At 74.1% G+C, this 18,304-nt stretch carries 15 protein-coding genes; 10 read left to right on the top strand and 5 right to left on the bottom strand.

Going from position 1 to position 18,304, the window contains the following annotated elements; translation table 11 throughout:
- Window positions 1-105: 105 nt before the first annotated feature.
- On the bottom strand, window positions 106-894 hold the full coding sequence (locus tag BX266_RS13290) for a TIGR03089 family protein (RefSeq protein WP_099899614.1): 789 nt from the start codon (window positions 892-894) through the stop codon (window positions 106-108).
- Between the two features lie 158 nt (window positions 895-1,052).
- Here BX266_RS13290 and BX266_RS13285 point away from each other — a divergent pair, with 158 nt between their 5' ends.
- Complete coding sequence (locus tag BX266_RS13285) at window positions 1,053-1,967, top strand: DNA-3-methyladenine glycosylase (protein ID WP_099899612.1); 915 nt, start codon at window positions 1,053-1,055, stop codon at window positions 1,965-1,967.
- A gap of 7 nt (window positions 1,968-1,974) precedes the next feature.
- On the opposite strand, the gene BX266_RS13280 is transcribed toward BX266_RS13285, so the two are convergent.
- The 3 genes from BX266_RS13280 to BX266_RS13270 are packed head-to-tail and all read right to left on the bottom strand — an operon-like array spanning window position 1,975 to window position 4,892.
- Entirely contained in the window at window positions 1,975-3,276 is a 1,302-nt protein-coding gene (locus BX266_RS13280; protein ID WP_099899610.1) for a coenzyme F420-0:L-glutamate ligase, read from the bottom strand.
- Window positions 3,273-4,244: a 2-phospho-L-lactate transferase gene (gene cofD / locus BX266_RS13275; RefSeq protein ID WP_099899608.1), complete on the bottom strand. Its 972-nt coding sequence runs from the start codon at window positions 4,242-4,244 to the stop codon at window positions 3,273-3,275. Before cofD ends, BX266_RS13280 begins: the two co-directional genes overlap by 4 nt.
- Window positions 4,245-4,265: 21 nt before the next feature.
- Window positions 4,266-4,892: a cysteine dioxygenase family protein gene (locus BX266_RS13270; RefSeq protein ID WP_259464682.1), complete on the bottom strand. Its 627-nt coding sequence runs from the start codon at window positions 4,890-4,892 to the stop codon at window positions 4,266-4,268.
- Window positions 4,893-5,526: 634 nt separating this feature from the next.
- Here BX266_RS13270 and BX266_RS13260 point away from each other — a divergent pair.
- The 3 genes from BX266_RS13260 (at window position 5,527) to BX266_RS38575 (ending at window position 11,547) form a co-directional block, all read left to right on the top strand.
- Entirely contained in the window at window positions 5,527-5,799 is a 273-nt protein-coding gene (locus tag BX266_RS13260) for a WhiB family transcriptional regulator (protein WP_033255587.1), read from the top strand.
- A 198-nt stretch (window positions 5,800-5,997) separates the two neighbouring features.
- Window positions 5,998-9,876 carry a glycosyltransferase family 2 protein gene (locus tag BX266_RS40835; RefSeq protein WP_099899601.1) on the top strand — a complete coding sequence of 1,293 codons (3,879 nt, stop codon included), beginning with the start codon at window positions 5,998-6,000 and terminating at the stop codon, window positions 9,874-9,876.
- Window positions 9,877-9,882: 6 nt separating this feature from the next.
- Entirely contained in the window at window positions 9,883-11,547 is a 1,665-nt protein-coding gene (locus BX266_RS38575; protein ID WP_099899599.1) for a DUF5719 family protein, read from the top strand.
- A gap of 51 nt (window positions 11,548-11,598) precedes the next feature.
- Here BX266_RS38575 and BX266_RS13250 read toward each other — a convergent pair whose 3' ends face one another.
- Window positions 11,599-12,045, bottom strand: coding sequence for a metallopeptidase family protein (locus tag BX266_RS13250; protein ID WP_099899597.1), 447 nt, complete (start codon window positions 12,043-12,045; stop codon window positions 11,599-11,601).
- 64 nt (window positions 12,046-12,109) lie between these two features.
- Here BX266_RS13250 and BX266_RS13245 point away from each other — a divergent pair, with 64 nt between their 5' ends.
- The 6 genes from BX266_RS13245 (at window position 12,110) to ahcY (ending at window position 18,285) form a co-directional block, all read left to right on the top strand.
- Window positions 12,110-12,538, top strand: coding sequence for a DUF3499 domain-containing protein (locus BX266_RS13245; RefSeq protein WP_099907806.1), 429 nt, complete (start codon window positions 12,110-12,112; stop codon window positions 12,536-12,538).
- 119 nt (window positions 12,539-12,657) lie between these two features.
- The gene (locus tag BX266_RS13240) at window positions 12,658-14,046 is read left to right on the top strand and encodes a phosphomannomutase/phosphoglucomutase (protein WP_099907804.1); all 1,389 of its coding nucleotides are present in this window, start codon (window positions 12,658-12,660) and stop codon (window positions 14,044-14,046) included.
- Window positions 14,047-14,222: 176 nt separating this feature from the next.
- Window positions 14,223-14,405 (top strand): Trm112 family protein, encoded by a 183-nt coding sequence (locus BX266_RS13235; RefSeq protein ID WP_099899595.1) that lies wholly within the window; start codon window positions 14,223-14,225, stop codon window positions 14,403-14,405.
- A 35-nt stretch (window positions 14,406-14,440) separates the two neighbouring features.
- The gene (locus BX266_RS13230; protein ID WP_099899593.1) at window positions 14,441-15,607 is read left to right on the top strand and encodes an SIS domain-containing protein; all 1,167 of its coding nucleotides are present in this window, start codon (window positions 14,441-14,443) and stop codon (window positions 15,605-15,607) included.
- 67 nt (window positions 15,608-15,674) lie between these two features.
- Window positions 15,675-16,649 (top strand): cation diffusion facilitator family transporter, encoded by a 975-nt coding sequence (locus BX266_RS13225; RefSeq protein ID WP_099899591.1) that lies wholly within the window; start codon window positions 15,675-15,677, stop codon window positions 16,647-16,649.
- 187 nt (window positions 16,650-16,836) lie between these two features.
- Window positions 16,837-18,285 (top strand): adenosylhomocysteinase, encoded by a 1,449-nt coding sequence (gene ahcY, locus BX266_RS13220; RefSeq protein ID WP_099899589.1) that lies wholly within the window; start codon window positions 16,837-16,839, stop codon window positions 18,283-18,285.
- Window positions 18,286-18,304 lie beyond the last annotated feature (19 nt).

Here is an 18,304-nt window from a genome sequence, read left to right as displayed (position 1 = left end):
GGCGGCGACCCGCACCGCCCGGCTCGGCTCGCCGGACGGCGGCCGTCGCCGCCGTACTCCACTGCCATCGACCCCAGGACTACCCGCCCCGCCGGGGCGGGGAAGTCACCCGAGGCGCAGAGTCACCCGTTCGGAGTCGATCCGCTGCTTCCACTGATCCTCCGTCAACTGCTCGGAGTTGCGGCACAGGACGACGGAGGCCCCGGCCGCCAGCGGCGCCAGCAGGCCCGCCTCCAGACCGGCCCAGTCGTCGTAGGAGAGGGTGGAGAGCACCCGGCTGCCGCTGTCCAGGCCCAGCCGGGCGGCGCCCTCACGGGCCAGGGCGACGGTCTGCTCGCCGGTCAGCTTCAGCGTCAGCCCGTCCACCGAGGTCTCCAGCGCCACCGACTGCGGGTCGACCGGCGAGTACGGGGCGAACCGGTCGCCCTGGCCGGGCACCTCGGCCGCGTAGTCCAGGAACCCGTCCGGGCGCTGCGGGAACCGCCCGCCGAGCGGGCGCAGCGCCAGCGCCACCCGCTCGCCGGGGCACTCCTGCGCGGCCTCCAGGCCGTCGGGGCCGGACACCACCAGTTCGGTGTCCTTGGGCTCGCCGCCCGGCACCGGCACCACGCCCACCGACCAGCAGGCCAGCAGCCACACCGCGCTCTGCCAGTGGGCCGGCAGCAGCAGGGCCGCCCGGTCGTCGGGGGAGGCGTTCAGTTCGTCCTGCAACAGGTTGGCGGTCTTCGCCACCCAGTTGTCGAAGGTCTTCGCCGAGAGCTCGACCCGTTCGCCGGTCGAGTCGTCGTAGAAGGTCACCAGAGGGCGGGACGGGTCGGCATCGCCCCCGGCGCGCAGGTAGGCCTGCAGCAGCTCGGCGGGGGTGCGGGCGTCGGCAGCGAAAGGCGCATTCATGGTGCGCCCCAGCCTACGTCCTGCCCCGGTCCGGACGGGAGGGTGCCCGCGCCGTGGACCGGCCGCGCCGCGTTACCCTCGCAGTCGTTCCGCCCGCCCGCGGACGCCCCGGCCCCGCCGCCCGCCCATTGCCCGCCCACCGCCCCCGAGGACCTCCGATGCCAGCCGAGACCCGACAGTGGCGGCCCGGCTACCCGCTGGACCTCGGCCGCACGCTGTTCCCGCTGCAACGCGGCACCGGCGACCCGGCCTTCCAGCGCGCCCCGGACGGTTCGGTCTGGCGCGCCTCCCGCACCCCGGACGGGCCGGGCACGCTGCGGATCGCCCCGCGCGGCGGCGAGATCGGGGCCACCGCCTGGGGCCCGGGGGCGGGGTGGCTGCTCGAACGGCTCCCGGCGCTGCTCGGCGCGGAGGACGACCCGGGCGGTCTGGTGCTCCCGCCCGGCCCGCTGCGGGACGCCCAACGGGCCTGCCCCGGACTCCGGTTGACCCGCACGGGCCTGGTGATGGAGTCGCTGGTCCCGGCGATCCTGGAACAGAAGGTCACCACCGGCGAGGCGTACCGGGCCTGGCGCACCCTGCTGCGCGACCACGGCACGCCCGCGCCGGGGCCCGCCGCCGACCTGGGCATGCGGGTCGCGCCGTCCGCCCGCGACTGGGCGCTGGTGCCGAGTTGGGCCTGGCACCGGGCCGGCGTCGACCCGAAGCGCTCGGCGACGGTGGTCCGCGCGGTCCGGCTCGCCGCCCGTCTGGAGGAGGCTTCCGCGATGGATCCGGTGGCGGCCTTCGCCCGGCTCACCGCCGTCCCCGGCATCGGGGTGTGGACCGCCGCCGAGACCTTGCAGCGCAGCAACGGCGACCCGGACGCGGTGTCGGTCGGCGACTTCCACCTGCCGAACATCGTCGGCTGGGCGCTGGCCGGCCGGCCGCGCAGCGACGACGCCCAGATGCTCGCCCTGCTGGAGCCCTACCGGCCGCACCGGTACCGGCTCTGCCGGATCCTCCCGATGACGGGGGCCCGGCCGCCGAAGTACGGGCCCCGCCTCACCCCGAACGACCACCGGCACCGGTGACCGCGGGCTACAGCGCTCGCACGAAGGCGTCCGCGGAGCGCGTTCGGCGCTCCTTCGGGTCCTCCGCCGGGCGGCCGACGGCGATCGCGCCCATCGGGTCCCAGCCGGGCGGCAGGTCGAGGACCTCGCGGACGGTGTCGCGGCAGAACATCGTGGAGGAGACCCAGGCGGAGCCGTAGCCCTCGCCGGTCAGGGTGACCAGCAGGTTCTGCACGGCGGCGCCGATCGCCACCACGAACATCTCCCGCTCGGCGGCGGCGCGCCGCGGGTCGGGGTAGTCGTGCGAGCCGTCCATGACCAGGCAGGGAATCACCAGGTACGGTGCGCCGCGCAGCACTTCGCCGCGGGCGGTGCGCCGGGCGATCCGCTCCTCGGTCCAGCCGTCGAGCTCCCGCAGGTCGCGCCGCCAGGCGGCGAGCATGGCGTCCAGCAGCCGGGTGCGCACCTCCGCCGTCTCCAGCAGCACGAACCGCCAGGGGGTGGTGTGGTGCGGGGCGGGCGCGGTGACCGCCGCGGCCACGGCCCGGCGGACCGCCCCGCCGTCCACCGGCTCGTCGGTGAAGGCGCGCACGGTGCGGCGCAGCGTGACGGCCTCCCGGACGGCCTCGGAGGTGCCGAGCCGGAACATGTCGTCGGCGGCGGAGCGGACGATCGGGCGGGCGCCCTCGCCGTCCGCCGCGGTGACCAGGTGCGGCAGGCCGCGGACGATCGCCACCGGGGTGCCGGTGGCCTTGCCCTTCACCAGGTCGGCGGCGGCGGCGAGTTCGTCCGCGGTGGCGGTGACGGTCAGCCGCAGCTCGTTGCCGTGGCTGTCGGTGCGGCCGCGGTGGTCCTCCAGGACGGGCAGCCCGGCGGCGCCGATGGCGACGTCGGTGAGGCCGTTGCGCCACGGCCGCCCGAAGGTGTCGGTGACCAGTACGGCCAGCCGTCGGCCCGTCAACTCCTGGAGGCGGGCCCGCAGCTGCCGGGCCGAGTGGTCCGGGTCGACCGGCAGCAGCAGGACCGTGCCGGGCGGGGTGTTGGAGGCGTCGACGCCCGCGGCGGCCATCACCAGGCCGTTGCGGTTCTCGACGATCCGGGAGCGGCCGCGGCGGGCCACCACCCGGACGGTCTCGGCGTCGATCGCGGCGTCCCGGTCCTCGGCGTGCACCAGCCGCCCCTCGGACTTGGAGACCACCTTGGAGGTGACCACCACGATGTCGCCGTCCTCGAACTCGTCCGCCTTGGCGATCAGTTCGGCCAGGTCGTCGCCCTCGCCGATCTCCGGCAGCCCGCGGACCGGCAGCAACCGCAGCCCGTCGCCCGTCACTTGGCCGCCTCCGCGGCCAACTCCAGTGCGGCGCGGGCCATCTCGGCGGTGGCCTCGACCGAGGTCATCAGCAGCGGCACGGCCCGGCAGGCGATCCCGGCGGCGGTCACCTGGTCGACCGAGGCGGCGTCGGCGGTGTCCACCAGCCAGCCGTCCAGCAGCCCGCCGGAGCGGCGCGAGCCGTAGTGCCGGGCGACCGCGGCGGCGGTGGTCTCCACGCCGACGGCGGCCAGCACCTTGTCGGCCATGCCGCGCACGGGCGCCCCGCCGACGATGGGGGAGAGGCCGACCACCGGGCCGGGGGCGGCGGCGACCGCCTCCCGGATCCCGGGCACCGCGAGGATCGTGCCGATCGACACCACCGGGTTGGACGGCGGCAGCACCACCACGTCCGCCCCGGCGATCGCCTCCAGCACCCCGGGCGCGGGCTTCGCCCCGTCGGCGCCGACCGGGACGATCGCCTCGGCGTCGACCGCCGCGTGCAGCCGCACCCAGTACTCCTGGAAGTGCACCACCCGCGGCCCGTCCGCGTCGGTGATCCGGACGTGGGTCTCCACCCGGTCGTCGGTCATCGGCAGCAGCCGCACGCCGGGCTGCCAGCGGGCGCACAGCGCCTCGGTGACGGCGGACAGCGGGTAGCCGGCGGCGAGCATCTGGGTCCGGACGATGTGGGTGGCGAAGTCGCGGTCGCCGAGCCCGAACCACTCCGGCCCGACCCCGTACGCCTTCATCTCCTCCTTGATCGACCAGGTCTCCCCGGTCCGGCCCCAGCCCTGCTCCTCGTTGATGCCGCCGCCCAGGGTGTACATCACGGTGTCCAGGTCGGGACAGACCTTCAGGCCGTACAGGTGGATGTCGTCGCCGGTGTTCCCGATCACGGTGATCTCGTCCCCGGGGGAGACCGCCGCCCGCAGCCCGCGCAGGAACCTGGCCCCGCCGATCCCGCCTGCCAACGCTGTGATTCGCATGGGCCTCATCCTGCCAGCGCGTCAGTGCAGCTGGTGACGGCCGAGGGCCGGCGCGGCCGGGTACTGGTTCATCTCCACCAGGCCCGGCGTGTACAGGTGCACCGAAACCGCGGGCTCCAGTGCGGCGTTGACCATCTCGTGCAGGTAGCCCGCGGAGAACACCCGCAGGCCGCCGGGCGCCAGGGCGCGCGAGCCCTCGCCGCCGGCGGTCAGCGAGCGCTCGGTGAGTTCACCCTGAAGGACCGTCATCACACCGGAGGAGCGGCCGTGGTCGTGGAAGCCGCTGGACTGCCCGGGCAGCCAGCTGAGCAGCCACACCTCGTAGCCGGGGCCGGTCTCCAGCCGGGCGTACCAGCGGGTCAGCGCGTCGTAGCGGACCAGCGGCTCCCAGCGGGCGCGGTCGGCGGCGATCTCCCGGACCAGCCGGGCGTAGCCGCCGAGGGTGGTCGGGTGCGCGGGCAGGTCGGTGCGGGCCAGGTGCGGGAAGGCCAGCGGGTCGCCGGCGATGGACACGTCGCTCAGGCCGTCCGTCCAGCGCGGGACCGGAACGGCCCGGCCCGGGGCGGCCGGGGCGGCGACGGAAGGGGCGGCGACGGCGGGGAATCGCTTGCGATCGCGGTTGCGCTTGCGGAGACGGGGCATTCGCACGGTCGTGACGTCCTCGGGTTCGGCTGCGGGCTGGGATCAGCCGGATCCGCGGAGCGTTCAGGGGGGACTGTCGCGCGGCTCGGCCTCTGTTCCGGGGCGGCGCGCGGTGGGACGCGTGCGCCTAGATACAGCGGAGACAGCGGCGACAACACGAGGAGTTCACGGCAGCACCGAGGAGCGCCTGGCGGCGCCGGTCGGTGGAGGAGGCCGGGAACTCTGACATAGGGGCTAGCACACCGCAACCGACCCACCAGTGTCAAGGCGCGGTGCCGGACATTCGGGTCACATCCTCCTTGAAACACCGGATGGGGTGATAAGCACCCATTCAGGTTTCAACCTGAAGATCGCCGGGAAGGCAGGGCGTGAGATCGCTCCGGGCGACCCCGGGCGACCCCGGGCGGCAGCGGCCGTGCAGGTTGACGGCAGGTCAGGAACCAGGCGTGATGTCCGGGTTGTCCGGATATGTACACTATTCGTAGTGGCTTGGTTCCGGGGAGTGAATCCTTGGCCCAATACCAGAGCTCGGCTTGACTGGGCCAGAGTGACGCAACTGTAATTTCTCTCGTGTCGTTCCGCCGCACCGGCAACGGCAACACCACGGGGACGCCAAGAGGGGCAGAGGAGGCGCGCCAGAATGAGCGAGCTCTTTGAGTTGTTGATCGGCGAGGGCATCGAGGAAGAAGAAGAGGAACTCGGCTGGCAGGAGCGCGCGTTGTGCGCCCAGACCGACCCCGAGTCGTTCTTCCCCGAGAAGGGCGGCTCCACCCGGGAGGCCAAGAAGGTCTGCCTGGCGTGCGAGGTCCGCGCCGAATGCCTGGAGTACGCCCTCGCCAACGACGAGCGGTTCGGCATCTGGGGCGGCCTGTCCGAGCGTGAGCGCCGCCGCCTGAAGAAGAGCGCGGTCTGACCCCACCGCGGAACCCCCGCCCGTGCCGGCGCCTCACCGAACAGGTGGGGCGCTTTCGCATCGCCGGGCGACCCTGGCGCCGGGCGCGATACCCGCTGCACCGTCTCTTCACACCGACCCGGGACAACCCCGCCACCCGGAGCCGTTAGTGTGGTGCGTCATCTGCCGTCAAACCCGAACCGGTGGTCCGCGCACCCGATGACTGTCTACAGCCACCAGAGCGGCTTCTCCGCTGCCAGGCCGCCCGCCTACCCGCGCCACTTGGTCACCGCGGTGATCGTCTCGCACGACGGCGCCCGCTGGCTGCCGCAGGCACTCGCCGGACTGCTCGGCCAGGACCGGCAGGTCCAGCGCATCCTCGCCGTCGACACCGGCTCCACCGACAACTCCCCGCAGCTGCTCGCCGACACCCTCGGCGACTGGCTCCCGGAGAGCGGACCGCAGATCCTCGGCCGCCGGGTCGGCTTCGGCCGCGCCATCGGCGAAGCCGTCTTCAACAGCCCCCCGCTGCGCCCCGAGGACCTCTCCTACAGCCTCGACCCGTCCGGCTACGACCCGGTCACCGGCGGCTGGGACGACTTCGGCGACCCGCTCGGCGCGGAGGACGAACTCGGCCGCGGCGGACCGCGCGAGACCCAGCCGGTCGAATGGCTCTGGCTGCTGCACGACGACTGCGAACCGCAGACCGACGCCCTGCGCCGACTGCTCCAGGTCGCCGACTCCACCCCGACCGCCGCCGTGGTCGGCCCCAAACTCCGCTCCTGGTACGACCGCAGGCAGCTCCTCGAGGTCGGCGTCACCATCGCCCGCTCCGGCCGCCGCTGGACCGGACTCGACCGCCGCGAACAGGACCAGGGCCAGCACGACCAGGTCCGCCCGGTGCTCGCCGTCTCCTCCGCCGGCATGCTGGTGCGCCGCGACGTCTTCGAGGAACTCGGCGGATTCGACCGGGCGTTGCCGCTGATGCGGGACGACACCGACTTCTGCTGGCGGGTCAACGCGGCCGGCCACCGGGTCGTGGTCGCCCCCGACGCGGTGCTCCGGCACGCCGAGGCCGCCAGCCGCGAACGCCGCGCCATCGACTGCGCCTCCGCCCACCCGCACCGGGTCGACAAGGCCGGCGCCGTCTACACCCTGCTCGCCAACTCCAAGGGCGCGCTGTTCCCCTACGTCCTGCTCCGGCTGATCCTCGGCACGATCCTCCGGGTGATCGTCAACCTGGTCGGCAAGGACCCCCGCCAGGCCTACGACGAGATCGCCGGCCTCGGCCACGAACTGCTGCGGCTGCCACGGCTGATGGCCTCCCGCGCGCGCCGCCGCCGGACCCGCTCGGTCGACTCGCTGGACGACCGCACCCTGTTCCCCGCCCCCGGCGCCACCGTCCGCCTGGCCGTCGAGAACGTGGTCGGCTCGCTCGGCATCGGCGGCGGCGACGACTCCGGCGGCCGGCACGGCTCCGTCGAGTCCGGCCCCGGCGACGAGGACACCGACGACCTGGTGGTCGAACAGTTCGCGCTGCTCAAGAAGCTGGTCCGCCGACCGGCCCCCGTGCTGTTCGCCGCCCTGCTGCTGTTCGCGCTCGTCGCCTGCCGCGACCTGATCGGCTCCGGCTACCTGCAGGGCGGCGCCCTGCTGCCCGCCGCCGACGGCGCCGCCGGCCTGTGGAACATGTACGCCGCGCCCTGGCACCCCGTCGGCACCGGCTCCACCGCCACCGCCCCGCCCTACCTCGCCGTGCTGGCGATCCTCTCCTGGGCGCTGTTCGACCACGCCGACCTGGCGATCACCCTGATCGTGGTGCTCTCCGTGCCGCTCGCCGCGGTCAGCGCCTACCTGGTCTCCCGGCCGCTGATCGCCTCCAAGCTGGTCCGCGCCTGGGCCAGCGCCACCTACGCGCTGCTGCCCGCCGCCACCGGCGCGCTCGCCCAGGGCCGGATCGGCACCGCGGTGCTCGCCGTGCTGCTGCCCCCGCTGGCCCGCGCCGCCGCGATCACCGCCGGCCTCGGCATCCGCACCGAGACCGCCGCCAAGGGCGCCCGCCCCGGCTGGCGGTCCGCCTGGATGACCGTGCTGGTGCTCACCGTCAGCACCGCGTTCGTCCCGCTCACCTGGGCCATCGCCGTCCCGCTCTGCCTCGCCGCACTCGCCCACGCGGTGCTCCGCGGCGGCGCGTTCGGCAGCGGCGGGCAGGCGCTGCGCCTGCTCGGCCTGCGCATCGCGGTGATCCTCGGCGTGCCCGTCCTGGTGCTCGCGCCCTGGTCGCTGGAGGTGCTCTCGCACCCCTCCCGGCTGCTGCTGGAAGCCGGCGTCGCCGGGTTCAACGGCCCCGCCGCCGACCCGGTCGGCCTGATCCTGGTCAACCCCGGCGGCGCCGGCGTGCCCCCGGTCTGGCTCTCCGCCGGCGTGGTGCTCGCCGCCCTCGCCGCCCTGCTGCGCGCCGACCGCCGCCGCGCGGTGCTCGCCGCCTGGGGCGCCGCCGCCGCCGGGCTGGTCTTCTCGGTGATCGTCGCCGGCACCGCCGTCACCCCCGCCTCCGGCGGAACCGACACCGCGGCCTGGGCCGGCCCCGCCACCCTGCTGGCCGGCGTCGCCCTGCTCGCCGCCGCCGCGATCGGCGCGGACGGCGCCAACGCCCGGGTCTCCGGCATCGCGTTCGGCTGGCGCCAGCCGGTGGCCGCGCTGGTGCTCGCCGCCGCCGTGCTCGCCCCGCTCGGCACCGCCGCCTGGTGGGCGATCGCCGGGGCCGACGGCCCGCTGCGCCGCGCCGCCGCCGCGCAGGTCCCCGCGTTCATCGCGGAGGCCGCCGACACCACCGACCGGGCCCGCACCCTGATGGTCACCGGCGACGCCGGGGGCACCGCCGTCCGGTACACGCTGGTCCGCGGCCCGGGCCTGACCACCGGCCAGGCCGAGGGCACCGTGGACGCCGCCGCCGACCACCGGCTCGGCGAGCTGACCGCCAAGCTGCTGGCCGGCTCCGGCGGCGACCTGGCCCGCACGCTGGCCGGATACGGCGTCAACTACGTCCAGGTCAAGGACCCGGTGATCGGCAAGGTCCGGGACGTCCTGGACACCACCCCCGGTGTGATCCGGCTCAGCCTCGACAACGGCGTCGGCCTCTGGCAGGTCACCAGCATCCCCGGCACCCGGGCGCAGATCATCAGCCCCGGCGCCGCCCCCGTGGTCGTCCCCGCCGGCGCCCACGACATCTGGAGCACCGTCCCGGCCGGCCCGGCCGGCCGGCAGCTGAGGCTCGCCGAACAGGCCGACCCCGCCTGGCAGGCCACCCTGGACGGCAAGCCGCTCACCGCCGTCACCCTGGACGGCTGGGCGCAGGGCTTCGAGCTGCCCGCCGCGGGCGGTCGGCTCGACGTCACCCGCACCGGCAGCCTCGCCCACACCGGCTGGGTCTGGGGCCAACTCCTGCTCGGCGCGGTCGTCCTGGTGCTCGCCCTGCCCGGCCGCCGCAACACCAACGACGACGACCTGCCCGAGGAGGTGGTCGCCGCCCAGGCGCTGGCCGCCGCCGCCCAGGCGCAGGCCCCCCTCCCCGGCAGCCGCCGGGCCCGCCGCCTCGCCGAACGCGGCGAGGGCGAGGACGGCGAGGACGAGCCGGGCGTCTACACCCCCGGCATCCCCGCCCAGCCCGCCGGCGACGCCGAACCGGCCGACTACCAGCCCGAACCCGAGCCGTTCGCCGACCCGTACCAGGCCGACCCCTACCAGGCGGACCCGTACCAGGCCGACCCGTACCAGCAGCAGGGCTACCCGTCCGACGGCTACGGCTACGACTACAACCAGCAGCAGCCGGTCGGCGCGCCCTACCAGCAGCCCGACGGCTACGACCAGTACGGCCAGCAGCAGTCCTACGGCTACGACACCCCGCCCGCCCAGGGCTGGACCGACCCGTACGCGGCCGGCTACCCGCAGGACGAGCAGCAGCAACAGCCCTGGCTGCCCGAACAGCAGCAGCCCACCACTCCCCCGGCCGTGGACGGCTGGGGGTACCCCCCACACGACCCCAACGACCCCTACGGCGGCGGCCACCACCCGCAGCAGCCCGGGACGGGGAGCTGACCCGCGATGAAGAAGCCCACCCTGAAAGCCCCCAAGCTCAAGGCCCCGGACCTGAGCAGCGTGGCCGGCGGCAGCCGTACCGGCCAGTCGCTGCTGGCCGGCGTCGCCGTGCTCGGCCTGGTGTTCGGCGTCGCCGAGCTGCGCTCCCCGGTCGCCCCCGAAGCGGGCGCCACCGGCAAGCGCAGCACCGCCCAGGTCGAACGGACCTCGCTGGTCTGCCCGCCGCCGCTGCAGGGCGCCGTCGGCTCCACCAACCTGACCCTGTTCAGCCCCGAGGGCGGCACCGGCTCAGCCGGCACCGGCCTGCTCGGCGACGTCACCCGCGAGAACGTGATCGCCGCCCAGGCCCCGGTCCAGCCCGCCGCCGGCGCCTCGGCCGCGCCGTCCGGGCAGCCCTCGGCCGCGCCGTCCGGGCAGCCCTCGGGGCAGGCGTCCGGAAGCCCGTCCGCCGCCCCCGCGCCGGTGGTGGACGCCCGGGTCAAGCTCGACAAGCCCGGTGTCCCGGCGACCGGTCCGGCCGCCAACACCGACACCGCGCCCGGCACCTTCGCGCTGGCCACCGGCAACCTCGCCCCCGGCTTCACCGTCACCCAGACCACCAGCTCCGAGCAGGGCGGCGCCTCGCTGTCCGGCACCCGCTGCGCGCCGTCCGGCACCAGCTTCTGGTTCTCCGGCGCGAGCACCGACGGCAACCGGGTCGACTACGTCACGCTGGTCAACGCCGACACCCTGCCCGCCGTCGTCGACCTGCGGATGTACGGCGACAAGGGCCTGATCGAGAACGAGCTCGCCACCGGCATCGCGGTCGCCCCCGGCTCGTTCAAGACCATGCTGCTCAGCGGCCTCACCAAGGGGCCGGTCAAGGACCTCGCCGTGCACGTGGTCACCCGCAGCGGGCGCGTCGGCGCGAGCCTGCACGCCCTGGACGGCGGCAAGGGAGCGGACTGGCTCGAACCCTCCGCCGACCCCGCCCCCTCGGTGACCGTCCCCGGCATCCCCGCGGACGTCACCACCGCGCACCTGGTGGTCGCCACCGACTCCACCGACGACGCCGACCTGAAGGTCCAGCTCTCCGGCAAGAACGGCTGGTTCACGCCCGCCGGCAAGGAGACCATCCACGTCAAGGCCGGCATGACGGCCAGTCTGGACTTCCAGTTCACCGCCGAGACCCGGGAGGGCGCCAGCGCGATCCGGCTCACCCCGAGCGACGCCAAGCACGCCACCCCGGTGGTGGCCGGCCTGCGGGTCGACCGGGAGAACAAGGGCAAGACCGAGGCCGCCTGGCTCTCCGGCGGCTCCCCGGTCGGCGCCCGCGCCTCCGTCGCCGACGACCGCGGCGGGCAGACCGCCCTGCTGCTGACCGCCGTCGACTCCGACGCCAAGGTCCGGGTCAGCTCCTCCGCCGGTGCGAGCGGCGGCACCCCCGCCGCCAAGGAGGTCGACGTCCCGGCCGGCACCACCGTCACCGTGGACGGCATCGACCCGGCGGGCCTGAACGGCCCGTACGCGCTCACCGTGCAGACCCTGAGCGGCGGCCCGGTGCTGGCGACCCGTCAGCTCACCATCCCGTCCCGGGACGTCCCCGCCTTCACCACCCAGCAACTGCGCGACGACCACGCCACCGTCGAGGTGCCGCAGGTGGCCGCTGACCCGGGCGTGGTGCTGAGGTAACGGAGAACGCGGCCGCGACGGCCGCCGAGGGGCCCGGCAGGGCCCCTCGGCTCACTCCTCGCCGTAGCGCGGGTCGATCGCGTCCGGGGAAAGCCCGAGCAGCTCCGCGACCTGCTCGATCAGGATCTCGTGGACCAGCGCCGCCCGGTCCTCCTTGGACTTGGCGCGGATCTCCACCGGCCGCCGGTAGACCAGGATCCGGCTGCGCCGCCCCGCCGCGCCCGGAATCACCCGGCCGAGCGGAACGCCGTCCGGCTCCGGCTCACCCTTGGCGGGCAGCGGCACCTCGAGGACGGCGAACTCCACGTCCTCCAGCTGGGGCCAGCGTCGGACCAGCCGCTCCATGGACTCCCGGACGTAGTCGTCGAAGAGCTCGGCGCGGGTCAGCGAGATGGGCACCTGCGGCGGGGCCAGTGGCCCGCGCAGGCCGCGGCCGTGCCGGTCGCGGTGCCTTCGGCGGCCGGGACCGGGCGGGGACGAGGGTGTCGAGCTGTCCATAGCAGTGTCGAGCGTAGTCCCTGGATGCCCGGAAGTGGACCACTCAAGCACGGCGCGTGACGACCTGGGACACGCGAGCCGGGGGGCGGGTCTTCGCGGGCCGGTCCCCAGTGCGGTACCGTCCACCCTCGTGAGCTCTGTACGTCGTTGTTCGCGGACCGCGTGCGGCCGTCCGGCCGTGGCGACGCTGACGTACGTCTACGCCGACTCCACGGCGGTGCTCGGCCCGCTGGCCACGTACGCGGAGCCGCACTGCTACGACCTGTGCGCCGAGCACGCGGAGCGGCTGACCGCCCCGCGCGGCTGGGAGGTGGTCCGGCTGGCCGTCGACGCGGGGCCGCTGCGGCGCAGCAGCGACGACCTGGAGGCGCTGGCGAACGCGGTGCGCGAGGCGGCCCGCCCGCAGGAGCGCACACCCCGTCAGGGGTCCTCCCCGGAGAGCGAGTCGGGCCGCCGCGGCCACCTGCGGGTGCTGCGGTCGCCGGAGAGCTGAGTCCGGCCCTCCCGAGGCCGACACCGGCGCTTCTCCCGCTACGGGTACGCTGCCCCTCTGCGGCTCGGACGGATGCCTCCGCCGCGCGCAGCACAGCGAAGCACACACACGGGAGCATTCTGGTGCGGGACCTCAAGCAGCTTGTGAAGGCGTACGACGTCCGGGGCGTCGTGCCGGACCAGTGGGACGAGTCGCTGGCGTACGCCTTCGGTGCGGCGTTCGTCGAGGTGGTCGGCGGCAGCGCGGTCGTGGTCGGCCACGACATGCGCCCGTCCTCGCCGTCGCTGTCCCGGGCGTTCGCCGAGGGTGCGGCCTCCCGCGGCGCCGACGTGGTGGAGATCGGGCTGTGCTCGACCGACCAGCTGTACTACGCGAGCGGCAGCCTGGACCTGCCGGGCGCGATGTTCACCGCCTCGCACAACCCGGCCCAGTACAACGGCATCAAGCTGTGCCGCGCGGGCGCCGCCCCGGTCGGCCAGGACACCGGCCTGTCGGACATCCGCGAGCTGGTCGAGTCCTGGCTGGACGAGGACGGCAAGGTGCACGTGCCGGCCTCCGACGCCGCCGTGGGCGCGCTCTCCGCGAAGGAGACCCTGGACGGCTACGCCGCGCACCTGCGCAAGCTGGTCGACCTGACCGCGATCCGCCCGCTGAAGGTCGCGGTGGACGCGGGCAACGGCATGGGCGGCCACACCGTGCCGACCGTGTTCGACGGCCTGCCGCTGGACGTCGTCCCGATGTACTTCGAGCTGGACGGCACCTTCCCCAACCACGAGGCCAACCCGCTGGACCCGGCCAACCTGGTCGACCTGCAGGCGAAGGTCCGCGAGGTGGGCGCCGACATCGGCCTGGCCTTCGACGGCGACGCCGACCGCTGCTTCGTGATCGACGAGAACGGCGACCCGGTCTCCCCGTCCGCGATCACCGCCCTGGTCGCCGAGCGCGAGATCGCCCGCGCGCAGGCCAACGGCGAGGCGAACCCGACCATCATCCACAACCTGATCACCTCCTGGACGGTGCCCGAGGTGGTCCGCGACCTGGGCGGCGTCCCGGTCCGCACCCGGGTCGGCCACTCCTTCATCAAGCAGGAGATGGCGGTCACCGACGCGGTGTTCGGCGGCGAGCACTCCGCGCACTACTACTTCCGCGACTTCTGGCGCGCCGACACCGGCATGCTGGCCGCGCTGCACGTGCTGGCCGCGCTCGGCGGGCAGGACGGCCCGCTGTCCGCGCTGACCGCCAAGTACGAGCGGTACGCCGCTTCCGGCGAGATCAACTCCACGGTCGCCGACCAGGCCGCCGCCACCGAGAAGGTGCGCGCCGCGTACGCGGGCCTGGAGGGCGTCACCACCGACGAGCTGGACGGCCTGACCGTGGCCGGCCCGGACTGGTGGTTCAACCTGCGCGCCTCCAACACCGAGCCGCTGCTGCGCCTGAACGCCGAGGCCAAGGACCCGGCGAAGATGGCCGAGCTGCGGGACGGCGTGCTGGCGATCGTGCGGGGCTGACCGCCCCGTCAGCCTGCCGCTGACTTTTCGGGTGCCCCGGCCGGTAGGGTTGCCACCGGCCGGGGTACTGCTGTGTCACGGCCCTTCGCACCACGAAGCAGCACCAAGCAGCACTGCGCACCACCGAGCACCGCCCCGCACCACGACCGCCACGAGAGTCCCCGGAGCCGTCCGCCATGAGCCTGCCGTCCTTCCTGCTGGAGATCCTGGTCTGCCCGGAGTGCCGCTCGCCGCTCGCCGAGGAGACCGAGGGCGAGGTGCACGAGCTGCGCTGCACCGGCGAGGGCTGCGGCCTGGTGTACCCGGTGCGCGACGGCATTCCGGTCCTGCTGGTGGACGAGGCCCGCCGCCCGTCCTGACGTCCTGCCCCGCCAGTCGCTTGGAGGCCAGCCGCATGTTCGACGACTCCCTGCTCGACGACCCGGCCGCCCTGCAGTCCGCCGACCGCCGGCGGGAGCTGCTGGCGCTGGCCGGAGCGGGCGCCCGGATCCGGATCGCGCTGCGGCGGGCCGACGCGGCCGGCGTCAACGCGCTGAACCCGGACGGCCGTCCGCGCGCGGTGCTGGTGGCCGGCCACGGCGGGGTGCTGACCGCGGCCGCGGTGCTGGCGGCGCTGGCGGTGCCCAGCGCCCAGGTGTGGCCGCTGCCGCCCGCCGACGCCCGCCCGGCCGGCCCGGCCTTCACCGACGGCGAGACCTGGCAACTGCCGGGCTGGGCCAACTCGTTGGACCTGATCGTGCTGGCCAGCGCGGGCGGCCGCGAGGGCGGCCTGATCAACCTGGCCGAGCAGGCGTACGCCCGGGGCTGCGCGATCGCGGTGATCGCCCCGGACGGCTCGGAGCTGGCCGATGCCGCCCTGCAGGTGCGCGGCCTGCCGCTGCCGTTCGAGCCGAGCGCGGTGGAGCCGGACGGCACGGACGCCGAGCCCGACCTGCCCGCCGAGGACCCGGCCGCGCTGTGGGCGTTCCTGGCCCCGCTGCTGACCCTGGCCGACCGGATCGGGGTGGCCCAGCTGGCCCCCGGCTCGCTGGAGGGCGCCGCCGACCGGCTGGACGAGGTGGCGGTGCGCTGCCGCCCCGACGCCCAGGCGTACGACAACCCGGCGAAGACGCTGGCCGGCCGACTCGCCGAGACCGTACCGCTGCTGTGGTCCGAGGGGGCGTCGGCCGCGGCGGCGGGGGAGCGGTTCGCGGCGGCGCTGGCCGACCGGGCCGGCCTGCCCGCGCTGACCGCCCGCCTCCCGCAGGCGCTGACCGCGCACCGCGGCATGTTCGCCGGCCGGCTGGGCGCCGGGGCGGACCCGGACGACTTCTTCCGCGACCGGGTGGACGAGCCGGTGCCGCTCCAGCTGCAGGTGCTGATGCTCCGTCACACCCCGGGCGTGGTCGAGCTGGAGGCGGCGGCCTGGCCGGTGGCCCGGGCCCGCCGGCTGGCGGCGGCGCACGAGGTGCGGGTGACCGAGCACGCCTCCAGCCTGGAGGACCCGCTGCAGGCGCTGGCCGAGCTGATCGGCCTGACCGACTTCGCCGCGGTGTACCTGGGCCTCGCCACCAGGAACTGACACGGTATCGTCCCCTCGTCAACCAAGGCCCGGCAAAGCCAGGGCCCACGCGGAGGGAAGTACCGGGTTGAGTACCGAAGGCGGCACCAAGGCGTTGGTGGCGGCACTGGCCGCGAACCTGGGCATCGCGGTCGGCAAGTTCGTGGCGTTCGCGTTCTCCGGCTCGTCCTCGATGCTCGCCGAAGGCGTGCACTCGGTGGCCGACTCGGGCAACCAGGTGCTGCTGCTGGTCGGCGGCAAGCGCTCGCAGCGGGCCGCCACCGCGGAGCACCCGTTCGGCTACGGCCGCGAGCGGTACGTGTACGGCTTCCTGGTCTCCATCGTGCTGTTCAGCCTCGGCGGCATGTTCGCCATCTACGAGGGCTACGAGAAGATCGCCCACCCGCACGAGCTGGAGAACTGGTACTGGCCGGTCGGCGTGCTGGTGTTCGCCATCCTGCTGGAGGGCTTCTCCTTCCTCACGGCCTACCGGGAGGCCTCGAAGGCCAAGGGCGCCCACGGCTGGTCCTCGTACATCCGGCGGGCCAAGGCCCCCGAGCTGCCGGTGGTGCTGCTGGAGGACACCGGCGCGCTGATCGGCCTGGTGCTGGCGCTGTTGGGCGTCGGGCTGACGGTGATGACCGGTGACGCGGTCTGGGACGGCGTCGGCACCCTGTGCATCGGCCTGCTGCTGGTGGTGATCGCGCTGGTGCTGGCCTCGGAGACCAAGTCGCTGCTGATCGGCGAGTCCGCGGACGCCGAGGTGGTGGAGCAGATCCGGGCCGCGCTGGTCGACCACGACACCGTCACCGAGGTCATCCACATGCGCACCCTGCACGTCGGCCCGGAGGAACTGCTGGTCGCCGCGAAGATCGGCGTCAACGCGGAGGACAGCGCGGCGGTGATCGCCGAGGCGATCGACCACGCCGAGGTCCGGGTCCGCAAGGCGGTGCCGATCGCGCGCGCCATCTACCTGGAGCCGGACATCTACTCCGAGGAGAAGGCGCTGGCCGGCCCCGACGCCGACGCCACTCCGGGCGGTCCGGGCCGGAACGCCCACTGAGACGCGTCCGATCGGTGTAGATTCGTCAGCAGTGCCAAACGTCGCTGCTGATGGCGGTCGATCGGAGCCGGGCTCGGGTCGAGGGAGAGAGGTCCTCCGACGGATTGTGCCGCAGCAGAGGGCCGCCCCAGGCGTCCCCCTGCCGCTCAGCACACCCGTAAACAGGCCCATGCAGCGAGGAGTTCGCATGTCGACCCAGCCCACCGGTGACTTCAAGGTCGCCGACCTCTCCCTGGCCCCGTTCGGCCGCAAGGAGATCCAGCTCGCCGAGCACGAGATGCCCGGCCTGATGTCGATCCGCGCCGAGTACGCCGCCACCCAGCCGCTCGCGGGCGCCCGGATCACCGGCTCGCTGCACATGACCGTGCAGACCGCCGTGCTGATCGAGACCCTCACCGCGCTCGGCGCCGAGGTCCGCTGGTGCTCCTGCAACATCTTCTCCACCCAGGACCACGCCGCCGCCGCCATCGCGGTCGGCCCCGAGGGCACGCCGGAGAACCCGCAGGGCGTGCCGGTCTTCGCCTGGAAGGGCGAGACCCTGGAGGAGTACTGGTGGTGCACCGAGCAGGCGCTCACCTGGCCCGACGGCCAGACGCCCAACATGATCCTGGACGACGGCGGTGACGCCACCCTGCTGATCCACAAGGGCGTCGAGTTCGAGAAGGCCGGCGCCGCGCCGGACCCGTCCACCGCGGACAACGACGAGTTCCGGATCATCCTGGAACTGCTCAACCGCACCCTCACCGAGACCCCGCAGAAGTGGACCGAGGTCGCCGCCACCATCAAGGGCGTCACCGAGGAGACCACCACCGGCGTCCACCGCCTGTACGAGATGCACCGCGACGGCAACCTGCTGTTCCCGGCCATCAACGTCAACGACTCGGTGACCAAGTCGAAGTTCGACAACAAGTACGGCTGCCGCCACTCGCTGATCGACGGCATCAACCGCGCCACCGACGTGCTCATCGGCGGGAAGGTCGCCGTGGTCTGCGGCTACGGCGACGTCGGCAAGGGCTGCGCCGAGTCGCTGCGCGGCCAGGGCGCCCGCGTCATCGTCACCGAGATCGACCCGATCTGCGCCCTGCAGGCCGCCATGGACGGCTACCAGGTCACCACCCTGGACGAGGTCGTCGAGATCGCCGACATCTTCGTCACCACCACCGGCAACAAGGACATCATCCTGGCCTCGCACATGGCCCGGATGAAGCACCAGGCCATCGTCGGCAACATCGGCCACTTCGACAACGAGATCGACATGGCCGGCCTCGCCCAGCTGCCCGGCGTGGTGAAGACCGAGGTCAAGCCGCAGGTCCACGAGTGGCGCAAGGCCGACGGCAAGACCATCATCGTGCTCTCCGAGGGCCGCCTGCTGAACCTCGGCAACGCGACCGGCCACCCGTCGTTCGTGATGTCCAACTCCTTCGCGAACCAGACCATCGCGCAGATCGAGCTGTTCACCAAGACCGAGCAGTACCCGGTCGGCGTGTACGTGCTGCCGAAGCACCTGGACGAGAAGGTCGCCCGCCTCCACCTCGACGCCCTCGGCGTCAAGCTCACCACCCTCACCCAGGAGCAGGCCGACTACATCGGCGTCCCGGTCGAGGGCCCGTACAAGGCCGAGCAGTACCGCTACTGACAGCACGTCACACCGGTGC

Origin of the sequence: Streptomyces sp. TLI_171 (assembly GCF_003610255.1) — a bacterium.
Classification (GTDB): Bacteria; Actinomycetota; Actinomycetes; order Streptomycetales; family Streptomycetaceae; genus Kitasatospora.
This window is presented reverse-complemented; position numbering and strand designations above follow the sequence as displayed.